The organism is Embleya sp. NPDC059213 (assembly GCF_042754445.1).
Taxonomy (GTDB): domain Bacteria; phylum Actinomycetota; class Actinomycetes; order Streptomycetales; family Streptomycetaceae; genus Embleya.
The window spans coordinates 1-17,988 of sequence record NZ_JBHZAV010000103.1 but is presented as its reverse complement, the minus strand read 5'-3'; the positions used below and the strand labels follow the sequence as shown (position 1 = coordinate 17,988).

The window sequence follows — 17,988 nt, the reverse complement described above, 5'->3', positions numbered from 1 at the left end:
GCCTACAGTTCGACGAGCAGCTTGCCTCGGCTGCCCGCCCGGTTCAGGTACAGGCCCTGGTATGCCTGCGGGATGTTGTCGAAACCGTAGTGCACGGTCTGGTCGTAGGTGATCTCACCGTGCCGGATCAGACCGCCCAACTCGTGGTGCAGCGCGGCGAAGTCCTCGTCCGTGTACCAGTCCTGCGCGTAGATGCCGCGAATCGTGGTGCGCGGCCGCATGATGTTCTCCAGCAGACGCGGGCCGACCCGATCGCCCCCGACCGTGCTGTCCCACTGCCACGACACCGCCACCTGGCTGTACCGGTTGAGCATGGTGAACACCGCGTCGGTGATCGCGCCGCCCATGTTGTCGAAGTACTTGTCGACACCGTCCGGCGCGGCCTCCCGCAGTGCCGCGTGCACCTGCTCGGGGTCGTGCCGGCGCGTGTAGTGCACCACGGCGTCGAAGCCCAACTCCCGCAGGTACGCCGCCTTCTCCCAAGTGCCGGTGGTGCCGATCACCCGGGCACCGGCCCGCTTGGCCAGTTGCCCGACCAGGGATCCGATGGTTCCGGTCGCGCCACTGACCACGACCGTGTCGCCGGCTTCGACGGTGAAGAACTTGGTCATCGTCCCCCAGGCCGTCAACCCGGGAACTCCCAGCACTCCCAACGCCGTCGTGATCGGCAGCGTGTCGTCGTAGTGCTCCGGGTGGAGCTTGCGGTACGGCGTGACGTCGAAGAGGAACGAGCCGGTGTCCCAGACGTAGGCCCTCCCGTCGCCGACCACATGGGTGCGCCAGCCACCGAACCCCTCCACCAGGTCACCGGGCCGGAAGGGGGCGTCCGGCCCCGCATCGAGCACCTCCATGATCGACAGGCCGGGCGCGTGCTCGCCCAGCGGGGTCACCTGTGCGAGGCCGTTCAGGAAGGGATCGACGGAGACATGCCGGGTCCGCAGGAGCATCTCGTCGTCCCCGAACGGGAGATCGACGTCCTCGACCACCTTCTCGTACATCCGGTCGACGTCGGGCACACCCGCGGCGTGCTCTCGGACCACCCATTTCTCAACCTTCATCGACTACCAACCTCCTGTGTGACGGGGATGACGACGTGGGTCGGGGCCGGCGCGCTGTCGTCGATGTCGGCGGTGAACGTCCTGCCGTCGTCGCGACAGATGAACTGCACGACGTGGCGCCCGGCCGCGGCGGCCCGGATCAGGCCGCCGGTGGTGGCCCACACTCCGGACAGATAGAAGTTCGCCAGGCCGGGAAGAGTCGGCCCGTTCTTCTTGATCTCCTCCTCCAGGGTCTCGCCGCTCTCCACGAACGGCTGCCAACCGAGCACGGTCCCGTCGTAGTTGCCGGTGTACCGAACCTGGGTGAGCGGGGTCGACAGGTCGCGCACCGCGATCGCGTCCTTGAGCCCGGGATGGCGTTCGTCCAGGAACGCCACCAGCGCATCGCGCACTTGATGCTTGGCCGCGTAGTACTCCCGCCCGTGACGCAGCGGCAGTGTGTGTACGTTCCGCCCCCGGTGCCGGCGGGTGCCCTGCTCCGGCCGCCCCTCGTTCAGGTCCCGCCAGGGGGCCGTGTCGGAGAAGTAGGTGGCGTAGACGACCGTGCTCGCCTCGGGGGACAGTTCCGGATAGTGCCTGCTGCGGAACTGCACGTTGATGCTGGCATGGCGCAGGCCGGTCAGCTTGGTCGCCAGCGCCTCGTCCAGCAGGTGGGTGGTGCACGGTTCGCTCTGCGGGAAGGGGCGTCTGAGGCCGAGGAAGAGCATCACGTAGCCGGGGAAGACCATGCCCGGTTCCTTGATGGTGCTCGTGTACAGGCGCCGGTAGGTGTCGTTGAGGTAGCGACCGCCCAGGAAGCGCATGGTCGTGGTGTGCCCGTCGCACGCGGATACCACGATGTCCGAGCGGAACTCCCGTCCGTCGCTGAGTCGCACCCCCACCGCGCGGTCGTTCTCGATCAGCACCTGCTCGACCTTGGCGTTGTAGGTCACCTCACCGCCGAGGCTTCGATAGCGCCGCTCGATCGACTTGGCCAGTCCCAGGGAGCCGCCCTCGGGGACGCCGGCGGACAGGTTGGCGTGCGAGGCGAGTTGGAAGTAGAACGGCAGTACCGGGAACGCGGCGTGCTTCTCGTACAGGATGAAGTTGAACGCCTCCCGGAGCAGCGGGTCCCGAAAGCGTGCCGAGTAGTCCGTCATCAGCGTCGAGATCGAGGTGCGGATGACGTTGAAGTACGGCAGGAACGAGGCCAGCATGCGCCAGCGTTCGACCCGGCCCATCAGGCCGACCGGTTTGAGGAAGGGATAGACGGCCAGGCACTTGCGAAACGCCCGCAGGCCGGCGCAGAAGTTCCGGATCAGCTTGGCGTCGGGGGGCGAGATCTCCAGCAGGTGGCGTTCCAGGCGGTCCGGATCGGAATAGAAGTAGACGGCTCGTCCGTCCCGGCCGCGCACGATGTTGAAGACGTCGAAGTGGCGCATCTGTTTGCCCTGGAGGGCGCCGAGTTCGAGCCAGATCTGGTGCATCTCGTTGCCCGGGCCGTTGCCCAGGAGCCAACTGATGCAGCAGTCGAAGGTGAAGTCGCCGCGGTCCCAGGCGGTGCAGCAGCCGCCGGGGAGTTCGTGCATCTCGAAGATCGAGGTCCGGTATCCGTTCATCTGCGCGTAGCATCCGGTGGACAGGCCACCGAGGCCGGCCCCGATGATGATCATCGACTGCCTGTCGTGTCGCGATCGCGGCATGATCCTGTGCCTCCTCAAACGTCCAACCGGGGCAACCGGCCGAGCTTGCCGCGATGCCAGGGTTCCGCGCCGGGGCTGTCCCACGCGGTGAAGTCGAGCCCCAGTTCCGCACACAGGTACTGCGCGGCGAAGCGGCCCGCCGACGCGGTGCGGATCAGGCTGCCGCCGCCGATCCACTGGCCGGTCATCGAGAAGCCGCGCAGCCCCGGCAGCCGCATGCGGTCCCGGTTGACCAGCTTGTTCGCCAGGTCCTCGGCCTCGGTGAAGGATTTCCAGGCGAGGATGCTGCCGTTGAAGTTGCCGGTGTAGCGCAGGGTCGTGGCCGGTGTGGCCACGTCCGTCACCTCGATGCGCTCGGCGATGCCCGGGTACTGCCGTTCCAGGAAGTCCCGCACGAAAGCGGCGACTTCGGCCTTGCGGGCGCGGTATTCCCGGCGGTCGGTGGTGCGCAGGGTCTTCCAGTACGCGAAGTCGCTGAAATAGGTGCAGTGGATCACCGACCGGCCCGGGGGCGCGAAGGAGTCGCAGTAGCGCGACCGCATCTGCACCACCAGGCTCTGTTGCTGCGCGGCCGGTAAGGCGGCACCGTCGCGCCGGGACAGCAGGTACGTGGTGCTGTGTGGGGCCTCGGGGACATCGCCGACCAGGCCGACGAAGGCGGAGACCACGCCCGGGTAGACCAGTTCCGGCTTGTGCAGGGTCTCGGTGTAGAGGGTGTCGATGGTCGGATTGGTGTAGCGCCCGCCCAACAGCCCGTGGATCGTGGTGTAGCCGTCACAGGCGGAGACGACGTGGTCGGCGTAGTGGCGCGTCCCGTCCTTGAGTTCGACGCCGATCGCGCGGTCCCGGTCGACCAGGATGCGGGTGGCCCGGGCACGGTAGCTGATCCGGCCGCCCAGCGAGGTGTAGCGCTCCTCGACGGAACGCGACAGACCCAGCGAACCCCCTTGCGGGAAACCGGCGTTGCCGTGGTAGGCGCTGGCCATGTTGAACAGGTAGGGCAACAGCGGGAAGACCTCGTGGTCCTGGAAGAAGATGTAGGGGAAGGCTCGGCGAAGCAGCGGGTCGCGGAATTTGCCGCAGAAGCTCTCCATCCTGGTGGTGGAGGTGCGCCAGAGCAGGCCGAAGCACGGCAGGATGGTGCGCAGTGCGTCGAGCTTCTCGCGCACGGTCCGAAGCGGGGCCGCGGTCAGGAACGGGTAGTGGTTGAGGCCGATGAACCGTCTCAGGTCGCGGCAGAAGGCGCGGATGAGGCGGGCGTCGGCCGGCGAGATCTCCAGCAGGTGCCGCTCCAGCCGGTCGGGGTGGTTGTAGAACGTCACCGCCCGGCCGTGCTCGTCGACGATCCGGTTGAACATCTCGAAGTTGGTCACCGTCTTGCCGTCGAGCGCGCCGAGTTCGCGCCAGATCCGGGCCGCGTCGTTGCCGGAGCCGGTGCCGGTCATCCACTCGATGCAATAGTCGAAGAGATAGCCGTCGCGCGACCAGGCGGTACAACAACCGCCGGGCAGGACATGCTTCTCCAGGATCCGGGTCTGCATCCCGCTCATCTGCGCGTAACAGCCGGTGGCCATCCCGCCGATGCCCGCACCGATGATGATGACCCGAGGCTTGCCCCCCGGACGCCGCTCCCGCACGGCCCAGTCCTGCTCGTCCTCCCCCGTCATCGGCGACCGACCCCACCGACACGACGATCGAAGGTGACGGGTAGTTCACGAAGACCGGCCGCGATGCCTTCGGTGGTCCACCGCAGTTCGGCCGGCGGCACCGCGAGGCGCAGGCCGGGCAGCCGGCGCAGCGCCGTCTCCAACGCCACCTGGAGCTCCAGCCGCGCCACGTGAGCGCCGAGGCAGTAGTGCGCGCCGTGCCCGAAGCCGAGGTGCGCGCCGTCGTTTCGAGCGAGGTCGAGGCGGTCCGCCTCCGGGAAGACCGCGGGATCCCGATTGGCCGCCGCCGGCGCCGGTACCACAATGTCGCCGGCCCGGACCAGGACGCCGCCGAGCCGCACGTCCTCGCCGGCACGACGCGGGAGGGTGGACTCGATGAGCTGTACGTAGCGCAGCAGTTCCTCGGCGGCGCGGGGAATCTGCTCCGGGTGCGCACGCAGTCGCGACAACATGTCGGGGCGGCCGATCAGATGGTAAAGGGAGACGGCGATCTGACGGGCAACCGTGACGAAGCCCGCGACGAGCAGATCGCCCACCAGGGCCGACAGCTCCTTCTCGGTGATCCGGCCGTCCCGATCACAGGCTTGCAGCAGCGAGCCGAGCAGGTCGTCGCCCGGCGTGTCGCGCCGCAGCGCCACCAGTGCGGCGGTACGCGAGGCGAACTCGGCGGCGGCCCGCCGAAGTTGTTCGGCCGTCGACGCGCCGAACAGGGTGGCCTCCACCCAGCTCCAGAACCGGCCGTACTCGTCGGGCACGCCCAGCAGTTCGCAGTTCACGGTGGTCGGCAACGGGATGGCGAACCGCTCCATCAGATCGACCGAAGGCTGCTTCGACTCGACGATCCGGTCCAGGAGTTCTTCGGCGACCTCCTGCGCACGCGATCGCAGTCGCTCGACCCGGCGCGCGCCGAACGCGCCGCCGACCAGGGACCGCAGCCTGGTGTGTTCGGGCGGGTCCAGGGACATCAGGCCGCCGTTGCCCGGTGGTGCGCCCTCGCTGCGCTCCTCGGCCCACCCCTTGGCTTCGGCCAGGCCGAAACGGGGGTCCGACAGGACCGCCTTCACGTCGGCGTGGCGGACCGCCAGCCAGGCCTGCGAACCGTCGGCCAGTCGTACCCGGCTGAGCGGTCGGCCAAGCAATTCGGCATATCTGGGATGGAGTTCGAGCCCATCACCGGGCTCGAAGGGATAGGCGGGCGGCTCCTGCCGGCTCAGCACGGTGGGGTCGACCTCCCGGCTCCGGTGAGCACGGCGCGGACCAGATCGGTGTTGTAGGGCAGGTGGTCCGGGTCGAGCATGTCGGCGTGGACGCCGGATCCCTGGTGAACCGTCGTGTGCGTGGTCGAACCGCCGTGCCAGGTGCCCGGCCGGCCGGCCAGGTAGAACTCCGCCTTCTGCTCGTCGGAGATCACGCTGATCGGGGCCGTGACCGCGCCGAGGTTGGGCCTGCGTCCGCAGAAGTCGATGTACTCCCGGGCCTGTTCCAACGTCTCTCGGGTGACGGCCTCGGAGCCGGTGTGCTTGCGCAGGTGATCGCGCAGTTCGTGCTCGAACGCTTCGAGGTGTTCGTCGGCGGGCGTGAAGGACTCGTCGATGCGGTACGAGTCGACGATGATCACGTGCCCGATCTCGCGTCCGCGCCGTTCCAGTTCCCTGGCCACCTCGAAGGCGAGATTGCCGCCGAGCGAGTAGCCGAGGAGTACGCAGGGGCCCTCGGTGTGCAGCGACTCGACCAGGTCGGCGTAGCGTTCGGTCTTGTCGTCGCCGCGCAGATAGTTGAACGCGGTCAGCCGGTATTCCGGCAGGTGCGCGGCGAACCGGCGGTAGACCAGGCCGTGCCCGCCGGCCGGCGGCAGACAGAAGACCTGCGGCCCGGCGCCGTCGTTGAACCGGAGGTAGGGCTGGTCGTCGGTGCTTCGGCCGGTGTCGATCCGTTCCAGGGCGGTGGCCATGCCGTGCAGGGTGGTGCTCCGGAAGAGTCGACTCACCGGGATGGTGGTGCCGAACTCCGCCTGGAGGCAGTGGATCAGCTCGATCAGCTTGATCGAGCTGCCGCCCAGCTCGAAGAAGTCGTCCTGGAGGCCCACTCGTTCCCGGCCCAGCAGCGTCGTCCACTGCTCGGCCATCCGCATCTCGTAGTACGTGGAGGGCGGATCCGGCGCCTCGTGCGGCTCGCCGAATCGCGGCGCGGGCAGCGCGGACGGATCGACCTTGCCGTTCGAGGACAGCGGCAGCGCCGGCAGTTCGACCAGGTGGGTGGGGATCATGAAGGTGGGCAGATAGCCGGCGAGGTGGCGGCGAAGCGCGCGCCGGTCCAGTTCGGCGCCGGCGGCCGGGACGCAGTAGGCGCACAGGACGGCCTCCCCCTGCGGGTCGTGCCGTACCGTCACCACCGCCTGGTCCAGGTCGGGCCACCCGGCCAGCCGTGATTCGATCTCGCCGAGTTCGACGCGGTGGCCGCGCACCTTGATCTGCGCGTCGGTGCGCCCGAGGAGTTGCACGCAGCCGTCGTCGCTCCAGCGGGCGAGGTCGCCGGTGCGGTACAGCCGTACCGGGTTCGCGTCGGGCTCCGGGCCCAGGGTCAGCGTCACGAAGCGCTGCGCGGTCTGCTCCGGGTCGCCCAGGTAGCCCAGTGCGACGCCGTCGCCGCCGATCCACAGCTCGCCCGGCGCGCCCGAGGGCACCGGCTCGCCGTACCGGTCCAGGATGTAGAGAGTGCTGTTGGGAAACGGCCGCCCGATCGGCACGATCCGGCTCGGTTCCAGGGCGTCGGTGGGGCCTTCGAACCAGGTGCTGTCGATGGTCGCCTCGGTGAGCCCGTAGGAGTTGACCAGGCGGGTGCGCGGGCCGCACAGATCGCGAAGGCGGCGGTATTCCTCGACCTTCCAGGTGTCCGAGCCGACGATCAGCAACCGCATGAAGTCCAGCCGCAGGTCCCGGCTTTCGCAGTGCCGCAGCAGCGCGCGTGCGACCGCCGGGACGAACTCCCCGCAGTCGACCCGCTCGGCGAGCATCGTCTCGTACAGGCGGGCCGTGTTGAACAACAGCTCGCGGCCGATCAACACCAGCGTGCCGCCGGAGCACAACGCCCGGACCAGGTCGCCGGTGAAGACGTCGAAGGAGGGGTTGGCCAGTTGCAGATGGACCCGGACCTCGTCGTCGAGTCGGTACGCCTCGCGCCATCCGGCGTATACCGAGGCGAGGTTGCGGTGGCCGACCTGGACCGCCTTGGGCCGACCCGTCGAGCCGGAGGTGTGGATGACGTACGCGGGCGCGTCCGGGCCGACCGCGGGCAGCGCTTCCCCGGCGTCGGCGGGTGCGCGCTGCCACAGCTCGTCCAGGGTCAGCACCTCGGCGCCGGCCGAGGCCGCCGACCCGCGTGCGTCCGCGTCCGCGACCACGACCAGCGCGGCCCCGGCGTTGTGCACCAGGTAGGCGAGCCGCTCGGCGGGGTAGCCGGGATCCAGCGGCAGATACGCGCCGCCCGCCCGCAGCACCGCGAGCAGGGTGACGATCAACTCCGGTGTCTTGTCCAGGCACAGCGCCACCACCGTGCCCTCGCGCACCCCCAGCCCGCGCAGCCGGTGGGCCAGCGCGGCGGAGTCGTCCGAGACCTCGGCGTAGGTCATCCTTCGGACCGCGCCCGATTCCTGGGGGGCCGAGACCGCGATCGCCTCGGGCCGTGCTGCCGCCGCCCGGGCGAACAGCTCGTGCACCGGGACCTCGTGGGGCACCCGACGCTCGGCCCCGCTCCACTCGCCGACGATACGCTCGCGCTCGCGGCGGTCCAGCATCGGCAGCCCGGTCGCCGGACGGGCCGCCGACTCCCGCGTCAGCGCGTCCAGCAGGTTGACGTAGTGCGCGGCCATCCGCCGCATCGTCTCCGGCCGGAAGAGGTCGGTGTTGTACTTGAGGACGCAGTGGAAGCGGTGTTCGGCCTCGTCCTCGTAGGCGGACAGGGTCACATCGAACTGACCCTCCTCCTCCGGGAGTTCGATGTAGTCCAGGCGGTAGCCCCAGTGCTCGGTGGCGACCTTGTGGGTGAGCAGGATGAACATCGCCTGGAACACCGCGGAGCGGCTCGGGTCGTGCTGGAGACCGAGCTTTTCGACCAGCAGCACGAACGGGTACTCCTGGTTGTCGAGTGCACCCAGTACGGTCTCCCGTACCTGGGCCAGGAGTTCGGCGGTCGACGGCTCGCCCGCGAGGTTCACGTGCAGCGGCAGCGGGTTGACGAAGTATCCGTAGACGGAGCCGAAATCCTCGTTCGTGCGGCCGGTGACGGGGCTGCCGACGATGAGGTCGTCCTGCCCGCTGTAGCGGTGCAACAGCAGGTAGTAGGCACTGAGCAGCACCATGAACACGGTCACGTTGTGCTCGCGCGCCAGGGCGTGCACGCGTGCGCTCGTCTCCTCGTCGAGCACGAAGAACTCGGAGGCGCCGTTGTGCGTCTGCACGGCGGGTCGGGGCCCGTCGGTGGGCAGGTTGAGCACCGGCACCTCGGCCGGCAGCCGGCTTCGCCAGTAGTCGAGCATGCGCTGCGCGTCGGGGCGGGCCAGGAACCGGTTCTGCCGGTTGAGGAAGTCGAGGTAGCGGGCCGGGACCGGCGGCAGTTCGGCGGGGCGTCCGTGCCGCAGTCCTTCGTAGACCGCGAGCAGTTCCTCGATGAAGGTGAACGTGGAGATCGCGTCGGAGACGACGTGATGCACGGCCTTCATGATCACCCAGCGGTCCCGCTCGCGCTCGAACAGACGGAAGCGGATCAGCGGGTCGTGTTCGAGGTCGTAGGGTTTGCGGTACTCGCGGATGATCATCGACCGGATGTCGTCCCACTCCCGGTCCCGCACGTCGAACACGCCGAAGTCGGGCGTGCTCGCCGCGTTGATCCGCTGCACCGGCCGGCCGTCGACCATGACCAGGTTGGCGCGCAGAAGCGGGTGGCGTTCGATCATCGCGGTGAACGCGGCGCGCATCAGCTCGGGTTCCAGCTCTACGCGGACCTCGACCGCGCCGCCGATGTTGTAGGCGAACCCGTCGGGGTTGAGCTGCTTGAGGAACCACAGCGCCTTCTGGTTCTGCGTCAACGGAAACTGCCGCTCGTCGTCGAACAGCTCGACGTCGGCGTCGCCCGCGTCCCCCGGGTCCGTGTCCGGCAGTTCGACCAGGCCGACGTGCACCTGCGCGACCAGTTCGGCCACCGGCGCGTTGCCCAGCAGCGCCACCACCGGCAGGGCGACGCCCAACTCGGTGTGGATGCGGGCCCGCAGCTCCATCGCGAGCAGCGAGTCCAGGCCGAGGGCGCCCAGTGTGTCGTCCGGGCCGACGGCCTGCGCGTTCATCCGCAATACGCCCGCCGCCAGCGCGGTGAAGCGTTCGGTCAGCAACCGCCGGCGCTCCTCGGTGTCGGCGCCGCGGAAGGTGTCCAGGAAGGTGTCGTCCCCGACGACGGTGTGCCGATCGCCCACCGCGGCGAGTTCGGCCACCAGCGCCGGCGGTGCCGGGTACCAGGCCAGGAACGTCGGCCAGTCGACGACGGTGGCGACCAGCAACTGGGCGCGGTCCTGGCCGATGACCCGTTCCAACACGGCCATGCCGGTCTCCGGGGACAGCGAGCTCATTCCCCGGCTGACGCGATAGTGCTCGACCAGTCCGAGTTCCTCGATCATGCCGGTCGCCCAAGGGCCCCAGTTGACGCTCAGGGCGGGCAGGCCGCGGCTGCGGCGGTGGTGCGCGAGCGCGTCCAGGAAGGCGTTGCCGGCCGCGTAGTTGGTCTGGCCGGCCGTGGTGAGCAGCGAGGCGATCGAGGAGAACAGCACGAAGTGTTCGAGCGGTTCGTCGCGCAACAGGTGGTGCAGCAGGTACCCGCCCACCGCCTTGGGGTCGTACGCGGCGTGGAAGACCTCCCGGTCCATGCCCGGCAGCAGGGCGTCGTGCACCTGTCCGGCGAGGTGGAACACGCCGCGAACGGGCGGCGCCTGGGTCTGCCGATGGTGCGCCAGCCACACCGTCAGGGCGGCCTCGTCGGTGATGTCCAGCGTCACCGGTACCGGGTGGGCGCCGAGTGCTTCGAGTTCCCTGGCGAAGCACACCCGGCGACCGGCCGGGGTGTCGGGGTCGATCTCGTGCCACCGCTCGCGTTCGGGCAGGGCGCTGCGGCTCATCAGGATCAGCCGGCGGGCCCCGCGCTTGACGAGCGTGCGGCACAACAACCGGCCGAGCGCGCCGAAGGCGCCGGTCACCAGGTAACTTCCGTCGGCGCGCAGGCGCAGCGGCAACGGTCGGGTCAGCCCGGTGGCGGACGCCAGCCGACCGGTGAGCCGGCGCTCGGCCCGCAGCGCGATCTCGTCCTCGTCCTGGACGGACATCTCGCGCAGCAGCGCCGCGGCCTCGGCTCGGCGTGCTCCGGCGTCCTGCGCCGCGGCCGGGTCCAGGTCGATCAGCTTGCCCGGGTGCGCGGTCAACTCCTGTTGCCGCAACACCCGGCCGATGCCCCAGGCGGGCGCGGCCGGCGGCTGTACCGCGTCCCCCGGGGCCGCCGCCTGCGCGCCTCGGGTGACGATGTGCAGCCTGGCGGGCAAAAGTTCGCGGGTCAGCGCCTGGGCGAGGGTGATCAGCGAGTAGGCGCCGGTGTCGGTGTGCCGGTCGAACAGGTGCGGATCGAGGGCCTGCCCGTCGTCCGGGTCGAGCCGCGGCACGTCCAGGCTCCACAGGTGCACGATGTGCCCGGGCACGGCCCCCGCGTCCGCGCGCAGGTCCGCGAACAGGCGCGCCAGGTCCTCGACGGAACCGGGCGCAACCGTCCACGCGTGTCCCTCGGCGGCCCTGCGGTAGCCACTGCCCGGGCGGACCGCATGACAGCGCCCGCCGCCGGCGACCACCGCGGCCGCGAACTCGTCGGCGACCCCCTGCGCGTCGGCGAACACCAGCCAGTCGTGGGCACCGTCGACCGTCGCCTCGCCCGCGTCGAGCGGCCGATCGACCCAGGTCACATCGGTGAGCCAGCCGTCGATGGTGTTCGTGCCGACCGCGGTCGCCGCCCGCTCGACGTCGCCCGCACAAAAGCCGCTGATCAGGCCGAGCGGCACACCGTCGTCGTCGTACAGGGCGATGTCCCCGACGAGTTCGCCGGCGCCGCGCCGCACCACCGTCGCGTGTGCCCACAGCGGCCGGTCGCCGACGGCGTCGATGCGCACCTCGTCGATCGACAGCGGCAACAGGACGGCACCGTCCGCGCCGGCCGATCCCAACCGCACCGTCAGGAGGGTCTGGAAGCAGGCGTCCAGGAGCACCGGATGCAGATGATGGCGGGCGGCGTCGTCGCCGAGCGGCGCGGTCGCGCGGATCCGGGCCAGCGCCTCGTCGGGGCCGGTCCACACCTGTTCGATGCCCTGGAACGCGGGACCGTAGTGATAGCCCTCGGCGGCCAACGCCGGGTAGCACTCGCCGGCGTCGAGTCGCCGGGCGCTGCGCGCGCGGATCGCGTCGGCATCGAGCGTGCCGCCGTGTCGGCGGCGCTGCCCGGCCCGGACGACTCCGCTCGCGTGCACGGCCGGGCCCCGGCCGTCGCCGGTGATGCCGGCGACGGTGAAGGCGGCGCCCTCGCCCCCGAAGGACAGTTGCACGGTCGCGGACTCGCCGTCGGGCAGGAACAGGGCCTTGCGCAGTTCGATGTCGGCGAGTGTGGCGTCGGTCCCGCCGGTGAGCGCCCGGACCGCCTGCACGGCCATTTCCAGGTATCCCGCCGCGGGGAAGACCACGTTGCCCTGGATGCGGTGGTCGTCGAGATAGGGCAACGTCTCGGCGTCGAGCCTGACTTCCCAGGTGGGGTCGGCGTGCGCCAGGCGCCGGCCGAGCAGCGGGTGGTCGATCCGGCCGAGCCGGATCTGTTCCACCGCGCGGGGCTCGGTCCAGTAGCGGTCCCGCTTGAAGGGATAGGGCGGCAGCGCCACCGGCCGCCCGGCGGGCTGCAGCACGTCCCAGGCGACGTCGACGCCCAGGTTGTGCAGCGCGGCCAGCGACCCGGTGAAGGTCTCGTTCTCGTCCTCCCGGCGGCGGATGGACGCCAGCGTGCGCCCCTCCCGGCCGCGGGCGGCCAGGCATTCCCGGATCGCGTGACCCAGCACCGGGTGTGGGCCGATCTCCAGGAACACGCCGTAGCCGTCGTCGGCCAGCCGGTCGACCGCGGCCCGGAAGTGCACACTGCCCCGGACGTTCTCCCACCAGTAGCCGGCGTCCAACTCGGGTCCCTGCGCGGTGCCTTCGCGACCGGTCAGGTAGACCGGGAGCTGCGCGGGCTGCGGCTTGATGTCCGCCAGCGAGGACAGCAGCTCGTCCTTGATCGGGTCCATCCGCGCGCTGTGGTACGGCACTTGCACGTCGAGGAACCTGGCGAAGACCTGGTCGGCGCGCAGTTCGGCGAAGAGTTGCTCCAGCGCGTCCGGGTCGCCCGCGAGGGTGACCGAGGTCGGGCTGTTGAACGCGGCCGGCGACACCCGGTCGGCGTAGGGCCGCAGGCGTCGGGTCGCCTCGGCGGCGGACAGGCTCACCGCGAGCATCGTGCCGGTCCCCGCCAGGCGCTGCTGGAGTCGGCTGCGGTGCACCACGATCCTGGCCGCGTCCCGCAGGCTGTAGACCCCGGCTTCGTGGAAGGCCGCCACCTCGCCGGTGCTGTGCCCGACCACGGCGTCGGGCCGCACTCCGTGGTGGCGCCACAGGGCGGCCAGGCCGACTTGGAGGGCGAAGTTGGCGGGCTGGGCCAGCCAGGTCTCGCCGATCCTGGAATCGGCTTCGTCCGCGCCGAGTTCCTCGACCAGCGACCAGCCGGTGAGTTCGGCGATCTCGCGGTCGCACCGCTCGACCGCCTCCCGGTAGACGGGCCGGCTCGCGAACAACCGACGCCCCATCGCCCACCATTGCGGACCCATCCCGGTGAACACCCAGACCAGGCGCCGCCCCAGCCCGTCGCGGCTGCGGTCCGCGAGCACCCGGGGGTGTTCCTCGTCCCGCAGGTAGGCGTCCAGCGCCTCCTCCAGCGACGCACGCGAGGTGTACACCAGGGACAGCCGGGACTCCAGGTGCTGGCGACGGTGCGCCAGCGTGTGCCCCAGGTCGGACAGCGACACGCGGGTGCCGTCGGTGCCCGCGAGTTCGCGCCGGATCGCCGCGGCCCGTTCCGGCAGGACCGCCGGGTCGCGCGCGGTCAGGGGCAGGATGGTGTACGTGTCGGATTCGTCGCCGGCCGGCCGGACCGGCGCCTTCGGCGGCTCCTCCAACACCACGTGCGCGTTGGTGCCGCCGAAGCCGAACGCGTTCACCCCGGCCCGCGCCGGTCCGTCGTGATCGGGCCACCGGGTCGGCCGGGTCGGGATCTCGTACGGCAGCGACGCGAGGTCGATCGCGGGGTTGATCCGCTCCAGGTTGATGTGCGGTGGGATCACCCGGTGTTCGAGGCACAACACGGTCTTGATCAGGCCGGCGATGCCCGCGGCCGACTCCGTGTGTCCGATGTTCGGCTTGACCGAGCCGACGTAGCACCGGTCCTGCGGCCCGCGTCCGATCGCCAGCGCCCGGCCGAGCGCGGCCGCCTCGATCGGGTCGCCGACCGGTGTCGAGGTGCCGTGCGCCTCGACGTACTGGAGGTCGCCGGGGGTGATGCCGGCCTCGGCGCAGACCCGCTCGATGAGCGCCACCTGGGCGTCGGCGTTGGGCACGGTGATCCCGCTCGTCCGGCCGTCCTGGTTGACGCCGCTGCCGACGATCACCGCGTGGATCGGGTCGCCGTCGCGCCGGGCGTCCGCCAAACGCTTGAGCGCGACCAGGCCGACGCCCTCGGCGCGCACGTAGCCGTCGGCCGAGGCGTCGAAGGTGCACGAACGGCCTTCCGGGGACAGGAAGCCGCCCTTGGTCTCGGCGATGGTGTACTGCGGGGCCATGTGCAGCAGCGTGCCGCCCGCGAGCGCCAGACTGCTCTCGCCGCGCAGCAGGCTGCGGCAGGCCAGGTCGACGGCCACCAGGGACGAGCTGCACGCGGTGTCGATGGAGAGGCTGGGGCCGCGGAAGTCGAAGCAGTGCGAGATGCGGTTCGACACCATCGTCATCATGGTGCCGGTGGCGGTGTGCGCGGCCAGCGTCTCGAAGCCCAGGTCGGCGAATTGCAGGATCTTGTAGTCGAGGGTGAACGCGCCCACGAACACGCCGACTTCGCGACCGGCCAGTTCGGCGGGGCGCTGCCCGCCGTCCTCCAACGCCTCCCAGGCGACCTCCAGGAGCTTGCGCTGCTGGGGATCCATGTGCTCCGCTTCACGCGGGCTGATGCCGAAGAACGCCGGATCGAACGTGTCGAACCCGTCGATGTAGCCGCCGCGACCGCCCACCAGCCGCCCGGACTTGGCGGTGTCACGGCTGAGCAGTGTGCCGAGGTCGTACCGGTCTGCCGGGGTCGGCGTGAGGCAGTCCCTGCCCTCGATCACGTTCCGCCAGAACGCCCGGTGATCGCCCGCACCGCCCGGCAGCCGGCACCCGATCCCGATGACCGCGATCTTGTCGCGGCAGCCGGCGTTCCTCGTAACTGTCATGGTCGTAAACATCCGTGGGTCGTGGTTCGGTGCGCGGCATCGCGAACACAGACGACCGCCCGTCGTCGCGGCGACGGGCGGTCGCGTGTCTCCGGTGGATCAGGCGTCGCTGAGGCGTCCGAAGAGGGCCACTCCGGGCGACGACGGGTCGGTGCCCATGTAGACGTCGCGCAGCATGACGGCGTATTCCTCGGACGAGATGCGCCCGTCGCCGTCCTTGTCCAGGATCTCCATGACGGTGTCCACCCGGCTTCCCTGAACGCCGTAGCCCTTCAGGAGCGGGATGATCTCCTGCCGGTCGAGGTAGCCGTCGCCGTTCGTGTCGGCGAGCGTGAACTCGGCCATCCGGCGCCCCACCGTACGGGCCGCCTCCTTCTGGTTCGAGCCCTGGAGCAGCACCGCGAACTCGGCCTCGTCGACCTGGCCGTTACGGTCCGCGTCGGCCGCTTCGGCCAGTTCCTTCCACAGCTCGGCGTACTGCCGGCGCACCTCCTGGATCTTCTGCGGGTCCGCGTCGGGGAACTGGCCGACGATTCGCTCCGCGTGCTGCTGGAAGTCCTCCGCCGTGATCACCCCGTTGCGGTCGGTGTCGAACAGGGCGAACATGTGCCGGGGCTTGTCGTCGATGAGTGTTGATTGCACGGCGATCCTCTCGGTCGTCGCGGACGGTGACGTCCACGTACAGACGGTTGGTTGCGTTGCGTGATGAAAGATATACGGCCGGTCGCGGATATCACGGTTGCTGCACCCGGGCGCGACCGATCGCGCCGTCGACGATCTCGACCCCGACCCGCCCCGGCGCGACCGTGTGGCGTTCACCCTCCCGGTGAATTCACCCGCTCGGGCGCGGCCCGTTCGAGGGACCTGTCGGCGTGTGCGGCGCTCCTCGATTCGACGCCCTCCGCCGGATAGAACTTCCGGGCCCAGTGCCGAAAGGCGCCGATCGGCCCATCCCCGAGTCCCAGTCGCGGGGGCTGCTGGTATCGCTTGTGGTGCCAGATCGGGAAGTCGGCGGCGGTGAAGGCGCAACTCGATCGGAACAGCGGCCATTCCAGCGCACGCGTGACGGCCCGGGTCACCGTCCGGGCCAGGCCCGGCGTCGACCAGGACGGCTCCGTCACCGTGACCCGGTTCGCCTGCCGAAGTTGCATCCGATTGGGTGCGATCGCGGTCGGCATCACCTGCGTGTACATCCGCAGGCCGAAGCGCGGCGTGTGGATCTCGGCCTGGAGGCAGGCCAGGCCATAGCCGTCGACCTCCACCTCCACGTCGAACTCACCGATCAGCGGAGCGCTCTCGCGCACTCGCATCGACACGTGGAAATTCGTTTCCTCGTACGCGATCGGCGCGCCGAGTTCGGCCCGGACCCAGCCGTGCAGCGTCGCGAAATGCCCGATGTCCACGGAATTCTCGATGACCTCCTGGACATTGCCCGCCATTTCCCACGTCACGTGCCGAGTCGGCAGGCCGGCGATCGCCCGCCAGGCGGGAATCCGCCAGTCCGGTTCCCGACCGTCGTGGTGCCGCCAGACGAAGACCGCGCCGTTGACCTCGTGCACCGGAATCGCATCCAGCGGCGCCTTCGGTGGCGGCGTGCCGTATCCCGTGCGGACGCACGAACCGTCGGGACCGAAGGCGAAGGAATGGAACGGACACACCAGGTCGTCCCCGTCCAGCCCGGCCAGGCCCAGATGGGCACCCAGGTGCGGACAGTAGGGACGGACCGCTCGAACACCCCCGGTCCGCAACCGGTACAGCACCACGTCCTCGCCCAGGAGCGGTCGGGTGAGCACGGTTCCGGGCCTCAACTCGTCGGAGAAGGCCAGCGCGGACCAGCCGCTCGGATAGGGCAGGCCGGGCGCCCGCGCCACATCCGCCGGGGTGGGTCCCTGGGTGATCGTATTCGCGTATTTGCGTGACAATCCCAAAGCGACCCTCCTGGATTTGATTCCGGCGGACCAGATATACCACCGACCAGGGAGGTTTCCCGAAATGTGTTCACCGAAATGCCCAACACTATCTTTCGAATTCACGATAATCGGTTTCCCGCCCGGTTCGGGGGCACCGACGCCGCAGATGTCGCCGAGACCATCCGGATGCGACACGTGCCGTCCCGTGTTTGTCTGAACCGGAGTCGCTCCGGTGCGTTGCGCGCCGGAACGCATTTTTTGTGGCTCGTGATCGAGTCGAGAGCCTGCTCTCGCGCCGGGGACACACGGAAGGAACCACGGTGGAGGCGTGCGACGGTCCCGCCCGACGCCCCGAGACCGGGCGGAGCGGGCGACTGATCGCGGTCTCGGGGTTGGTGGGGGCACTGCTCTGCGTCGGGGCCGGGGTCTGCGCGCCGACCTGCGTCGCGCACGCCCACGTGGCACCGCCGCCTCCCCCACCGCCACAACCGCCGCCGCCTCCACCGCCGCCTCCACCACCACCACCGCCGCCCCCGATCACCTATCCGCCGTACCCTCCCTCGCCCGTGGCTCCGTCCGCCCGAAGGACGACGCCTGCGCCGTCCACGAAGAGCGGCCAGCCGTCCCCCCGAGGGACGACGCCCGCCCCCGGCTCCCGGGCCGCGGTTCTGGTCCTGGCCCCGGCAAGGGGTGGTGCCGGCACCACGGTGGCGGTCTCCGGCTCCGGCTTCGCGGCCTGCCGTCCCGGAACCCGGGTCGACATGCGTTGGGACGGTGCCACGATCACCGCCGCCACGGGGGTCGCCCCGAACGGGGGCGGCTTCACCGTCCGACTGGTGGTCCCGAAGGACGCGTCGAAGGGGAGCCATCGGGTCTCGGCGTACTGCGGGCAAGCCGACGCCTCCGCCCCCTTCGAGGTCACCACGGGCACCGGACCGGCCTCTTCCCGAAAGCCGACGCCGACCTCGTCGTCGACCGCGGTCGGCGGCACCGGAGCCGGCGCCGGCTCGGGCTGGATGATCGGGATGATCGCGGGCGGCGGTTTGCTGGTCGCCGCGCTCGCCGGCTACCTGGGCATCTTCCGTCGCGGGCGGGGAC

At 70.3% G+C, this 17,988-nt stretch carries 8 protein-coding genes; 1 reads left to right on the top strand and 7 read right to left on the bottom strand.

The genetic code is table 11. From position 1 onward, the window contains the following. Window positions 1-2: 2 nt before the first annotated feature. The 7 genes from ACFXMF_RS30660 to ACFXMF_RS30630 form a co-directional block, all read right to left on the bottom strand. The gene (locus ACFXMF_RS30660; protein WP_360306923.1) at window positions 3-1,058 is read right to left on the bottom strand and encodes an NADP-dependent oxidoreductase; all 1,056 of its coding nucleotides are present in this window, start codon (window positions 1,056-1,058) and stop codon (window positions 3-5) included. After that, window positions 1,055-2,710 (bottom strand): phytoene desaturase family protein, encoded by a 1,656-nt coding sequence (locus ACFXMF_RS30655; RefSeq protein ID WP_379990566.1) that lies wholly within the window; start codon window positions 2,708-2,710, stop codon window positions 1,055-1,057. Before ACFXMF_RS30655 ends, ACFXMF_RS30660 begins: the two co-directional genes overlap by 4 nt. A gap of 44 nt (window positions 2,711-2,754) precedes the next feature. Further along, complete coding sequence (locus tag ACFXMF_RS30650) at window positions 2,755-4,407, bottom strand: NAD(P)/FAD-dependent oxidoreductase (RefSeq protein ID WP_360306917.1); 1,653 nt, start codon at window positions 4,405-4,407, stop codon at window positions 2,755-2,757. Next, window positions 4,404-5,624 (bottom strand): cytochrome P450, encoded by a 1,221-nt coding sequence (locus tag ACFXMF_RS30645; RefSeq protein WP_379990563.1) that lies wholly within the window; start codon window positions 5,622-5,624, stop codon window positions 4,404-4,406. The genes ACFXMF_RS30650 and ACFXMF_RS30645 overlap by 4 nt, the downstream gene beginning before the upstream one ends. After that, on the bottom strand, window positions 5,618-14,980 hold the full coding sequence (locus ACFXMF_RS30640; RefSeq protein ID WP_379990564.1) for an amino acid adenylation domain-containing protein: 9,363 nt from the start codon (window positions 14,978-14,980) through the stop codon (window positions 5,618-5,620). Before ACFXMF_RS30640 ends, ACFXMF_RS30645 begins: the two co-directional genes overlap by 7 nt. Window positions 14,981-15,079: 99 nt before the next feature. Next, the gene (locus ACFXMF_RS30635) at window positions 15,080-15,622 is read right to left on the bottom strand and encodes an EF-hand domain-containing protein (RefSeq protein ID WP_360306908.1); all 543 of its coding nucleotides are present in this window, start codon (window positions 15,620-15,622) and stop codon (window positions 15,080-15,082) included. 173 nt (window positions 15,623-15,795) lie between these two features. Continuing rightward, entirely contained in the window at window positions 15,796-16,908 is a 1,113-nt protein-coding gene (locus ACFXMF_RS30630) for a Rieske 2Fe-2S domain-containing protein (protein WP_379992498.1), read from the bottom strand. A 743-nt stretch (window positions 16,909-17,651) separates the two neighbouring features. On the opposite strand from ACFXMF_RS30630, the gene ACFXMF_RS30625 reads away from it, so the two are divergent. Beyond that, the coding region (locus ACFXMF_RS30625; protein WP_380020869.1) for a hypothetical protein at window positions 17,652-17,988 on the top strand (337 nt) is incomplete at its 3' end.

Coding starts and splice junctions, on each gene's coding strand:
- ACFXMF_RS30660 (WP_360306923.1), bottom strand. CDS start 1,058: ATGAAGGTTGAGAAATGGGTGGTCCGAGAGCACGCCGCGGGTGTGCCC.
- ACFXMF_RS30655 (WP_379990566.1), bottom strand. CDS start 2,710: ATGATCATCATCGGGGCCGGCCTCGGTGGCCTGTCCACCGGATGCTAC.
- ACFXMF_RS30650 (WP_360306917.1), bottom strand. CDS start 4,407: ATGACGGGGGAGGACGAGCAGGACTGGGCCGTGCGGGAGCGGCGTCCG.
- ACFXMF_RS30640 (WP_379990564.1), bottom strand. CDS start 14,980: ATGACAGTTACGAGGAACGCCGGCTGCCGCGACAAGATCGCGGTCATC.